Raw genomic sequence first — 3719 nt, 5'->3', positions numbered from 1 at the left:
GCGACCGCGGTCGCCGGGGACGGCGGCGGCCACGCGATGGCGGTCGTCGCGGGCGAGCTGCTCGTCCGTGACGGAACGGTTGGAGAGGGACCCGAGGGTACGCCCCCCGGCGGGGCAGGATCCGGGAGCACGGCCGACGACAAGGGAAGATCCGGGAGCACGCCCGACGACAAGGGAAGATCCGGGAGCACGCCCGACGACAAGGGAAGATCCGGGAGCACGCCCGACGAAAAGGAGGAATCCGGGAGTACGATCAGGTCGGGCGAGTCGGTTCAGGGGTGGGACTCAGACGCGTGGGTGACACCGACACTTCCGGTCGACGAGCGTCCCGTCGCGCTCGGCTACGGGCCGGGGATCTCGGTCGTCGTCACGGAGGCGGGGACCCTGTGTGTCGACGCCGGCGACGGCTGGCGACACCAAGTGGTGGGCGTTCGCGACGTCGGCGGGGTCGCGCTCGCGACCGTGGAGTGACGGGGGCGGCGCGGAACGGGGGCGGCGGGTCCGTGGCGTGGCGCGGGTTCAATCGCGAAGCTCCCTCTACGCGACAGGACCGCCTCAGGCGCTCGGGAGGTCGATCGGCTCGCCGTCGGCGTGGACGGTCGGGTTCCGGACGATCCCGTCGAGGTGGAGAGGTGCGTCGGTGTCGCCGCCGATCCCGGCGTTGTCGCCGATCGCGATATGGACGGTTCCCGCCGCCTTCTCGTCGAGGAGTACGGACCCGACGAGCGTCTCGACGCCGACGTTGGTGCCGATCCCCAGCTCGGCGAGGTTGTAGGCGGCGTCGCCGACCGACTCGGCGGCGGCCTCGATGTCCGCGCGGATCGCGTCGTCGTCGATCCGCGTGACGAGGCCGTCTTCGACCTCGAACGTCAGCGTCTGACCCTCCTCGAGCAGCCCGTGCGGCATCATCGTCCCGTCGACGACGAACGTGCCGGTCGCGGTTTCGGGCGCGAGGAACACTTCGCCCGCCGGGAGGTTCGAAAACTCGCCGGGGGCGTGGACCGACCCCGTGTCTGCGAGCCACTCCCGGTCGCCGACGCCGAACGTGATGTCGGTCCCCGCGGGGGCCGTGACTCGTATCTCGTCCGCGTCGCCGACCGCGTCGAGCACGTCGTCGCAGGCGGCGTCGATGGCAGCGTAGTCGGCGTCGAGCCCCGTTACGAACACGTCTTCCGTGATCCCCGGGAGCGTCGCACCGCGCGCACCGGCGTCACAAGCCGCGCCGCGGGCGCGGGTGTGACTCAGGCTCTTCGTCGTCGGCGCGAGGAAGACGTCCGCTTCCGCCATCGCGGCCGCGACGGGCGCCGGCGGCTCCGTCCCGTGCTGGTCGCTCGGGGGGTACCGGAGGACCGTCGCGTCGTCGGTGACCTCAGTCGCGGCATCGTACAACGCCTCGCCGATCGGTTCGCGCTCGTCGTCAGTGACGACGACGACGGACTCGTCGGACTCGACACGCAGGCACTGCTCGATAGCCGTTCGGGCCGCTGAACCCAGCTGATCTCTCATAAAGATCAGTGGGTCCCGGCGGGCGTTAGTCCTTGTCATCGGCACGCGGTGCCCCGGACCGCCCCGGATCGAACCGCAATTACTACTCTATTACACAATTCAGTTACACGCTCACATCCCCCGAATTAACTGATCCGTTACTCGCGACGTAGTTAGTTTCTATGAAAAATCCTCGAAAGAATTATGCGTGCCGACGGAGGTCATACCGATATGACACGAGTGGGTGTGAACGGGTACGGGACGATCGGGAAACGGGTCGCGGACGCGGTCGCGGCGCAGCCGGACATGGTGCTCCGCGGCGTGGCGAAGCGGAGCCCGAACCACGAGGCCGATTCGGCTGTCCAGCGCGGATACGCCCTCTACGCCGCAGATTCGGACCGTCTCGGCGAGTTCGAGCACGCCGGGCTCCCCCTCGCTGGCACCCTCCCGGACCTCCTCGATAGCGTCGACGTGATAGTCGACTGCTGTCCCGCCGGGGTGGGTGCACGGAACCGCGAGCGCTACGCGTCCCACGACGTTCGAGCCGTGTTTCAGGGCGGCGAGGCCGCGAACGTCGCGGACGCCTCCTTCACCGCCCGGACGAGCTTCGAGACCGCCCGCGACGCCGATACCGTGCGCGTCGTTTCGTGTAACACCACCGGGCTCGCCCGGCTGCTCGCACCGCTCGATGAAGCGTACGGAGTCGAGAAAGCCCGCGTCACGCTTGTTCGTCGCGGCGGCGACCCCGCACAGACCGACCGGGGCCCGATCAACGATATCGTCCCGGACCCGGCGACCGTTCCCTCCCACCACGGCCCGGACGTTCGCACCGTTCTTCCCGAGGTCGACATTGACACGGCTGCGCTGAAAGCGCCGGTCACGGCGATGCACACCCACAGCGTCAACGTCAGTCTCGGGGCAGCGCCCACTGCCGACGAGGTCCGCGAGCTGCTCGCACGGGAATCCCGGCTCTTCCTCATCCCCGAGGTCGCGGGGATCGACGGCGCGGGAAAGCTGAAGGAGTACGCGCTGGACTGTGGGCGACCGCGGGGAGACCTCTGGGAGAACTGCCTGTGGGCGGAGTCGATCAGCGTCTCAGGGACGGATCTCTACCTGTTCCAGAACGTACACCAAGAGGCGGACGTCGTCCCGGAGAACATCGACGCGATCCGGGCCATGACCACGGACATACCCGTGGACGAGTCGGTCACCCGGACGAACGAAGCGCTCGGCGTCGGGTTGGGGGGCCGTCTGGGTGAGGAACTGACGCCGAACGGTCCGGTGACGGCTGACGATTGATCGCTGACAACTGACGGCTGATCGCTGACGACTGGTCAGTGGCAGGTGACTGATCGGCTCCGCTGGCCCGCAGCAGAGAGTCCCCCGAAACGGGTCGTTAGCGATCGGTCGGCGTCGTCACGAGGAACGTCCGCCCACCGCGACGCTCCAAGTAGACCTCGCTGTCGGCGACACGGTTCGACCGTGCACGGTCGAGGATACGGTCGGTTCGGCACTCCGTGACCTCCACCCGCGTTGGTGTCGCGTATCGGGGCCGGTCGCTTGTTGCCACGCTCATACGAGAGCGATCCGTCGGAACCGTTGTATAAGCGAGCCATCCCCGGAGTGAAACTGAAAGTAAAGCCATGCGAGCCTGAACGGACGAATACGTCCGGGGAACTACTGATCGGGGTTCGGGGATCGACCGTCGACCGTTGGGGCATCTAGCCGCCGGTCACCGGCGGGAGCAGCCATCGGTCACCGGCGGAGTCCGGCTTCCTCGTCGTCGGCGACGAACCGCACCGTGAAGTAGTCATACCCGCCGTAGGCGGCTTCGAGCGCCCCCATCCACCAGTTCCACCGGTCGACGAGCGAGGAGCCGTCGGGTGCGTCCGAGAGGTGACGGACCACCGCGGGGACGGTGAGACCGTGGCCGCGATCCCTGGAGGGTTTTCCGGAGTCGGCCAGATCACTGGCGGCCCGCGCCACCGCGCGTCGCTGCGCGTCGGTCCCACCGAACTCGTCGGCCAACGCCCGTTCGAGCCGCTGTCTGTCCATACACGTTGGTAGGGTGTGCCGCTATTTGAGTCGACCGGTGGGGGTGGTCGTGACCGCGAACGGCGACGCGGGTGACGACGGGTCAGAGCCGCGCGGCGAGCGCGAGGAAGACGAGGGTGAACGGCGCGGAGAACGCGGCGAGCGCGACCGCCGCACCCCCCTCGCCAGCGGCGGACAGC

The 3719-nt window shown here is 68.5% G+C and carries 5 protein-coding genes; 2 read left to right on the top strand and 3 right to left on the bottom strand.

Going from position 1 to position 3719, the window contains the following annotated elements; all coding sequences use genetic code 11:
- The coding region (locus ACFQEU_RS12805; protein WP_465261144.1) for an HVO_0234 family beta-propeller protein at positions 1–471 on the top strand (471 nt) is incomplete at its 5' end.
- Positions 472–555: 84 nt separating this feature from the next.
- On the opposite strand, the gene ACFQEU_RS12800 is transcribed toward ACFQEU_RS12805, so the two are convergent.
- A complete protein-coding gene (locus ACFQEU_RS12800; RefSeq protein WP_379782749.1) occupies positions 556–1506 on the bottom strand; it encodes an aminopeptidase in 951 nt (316 codons plus the stop codon).
- 210 nt (positions 1507–1716) lie between these two features.
- Here ACFQEU_RS12800 and ACFQEU_RS12795 point away from each other — a divergent pair, with 210 nt between their 5' ends.
- Entirely contained in the window at positions 1717–2784 is a 1068-nt protein-coding gene (locus tag ACFQEU_RS12795; RefSeq protein ID WP_379782747.1) for a type II glyceraldehyde-3-phosphate dehydrogenase, read from the top strand.
- A 97-nt stretch (positions 2785–2881) separates the two neighbouring features.
- On the opposite strand, the gene ACFQEU_RS12790 is transcribed toward ACFQEU_RS12795, so the two are convergent.
- On the bottom strand, positions 2882–3061 hold the full coding sequence (locus ACFQEU_RS12790; protein ID WP_379782745.1) for a hypothetical protein: 180 nt from the start codon (positions 3059–3061) through the stop codon (positions 2882–2884).
- Positions 3062–3240: 179 nt separating this feature from the next.
- Complete coding sequence (locus ACFQEU_RS12785) at positions 3241–3540, bottom strand: hypothetical protein (protein ID WP_379782742.1); 300 nt, start codon at positions 3538–3540, stop codon at positions 3241–3243.
- Positions 3541–3719: the final 179 nt, after the last annotated feature.

Origin of the sequence: Halorubrum tibetense (assembly GCF_042661865.1) — an archaeon.
In the GTDB taxonomy this organism is placed as follows: domain Archaea; phylum Halobacteriota; class Halobacteria; order Halobacteriales; family Haloferacaceae; genus Halorubrum; species Halorubrum tibetense.
Note: the sequence above shows the minus strand (reverse complement) of the source record. Positions and strands in the feature narration are given on the sequence as shown.

Bases quoted from the DNA above. Each gene is read 5' to 3' on its own strand.
- ACFQEU_RS12800 (WP_379782749.1), bottom strand. From the start codon at position 1,506: ATGAGAGATCAGCTGGGTTCAGCGGCCCGAACGGCTATCGAGCAGTGC.
- ACFQEU_RS12795 (WP_379782747.1), top strand. From the start codon at position 1,717: ATGACACGAGTGGGTGTGAACGGGTACGGGACGATCGGGAAACGGGTC.
- ACFQEU_RS12790 (WP_379782745.1), bottom strand. From the start codon at position 3,061: ATGAGCGTGGCAACAAGCGACCGGCCCCGATACGCGACACCAACGCGG.
- ACFQEU_RS12785 (WP_379782742.1), bottom strand. From the start codon at position 3,540: ATGGACAGACAGCGGCTCGAACGGGCGTTGGCCGACGAGTTCGGTGGG.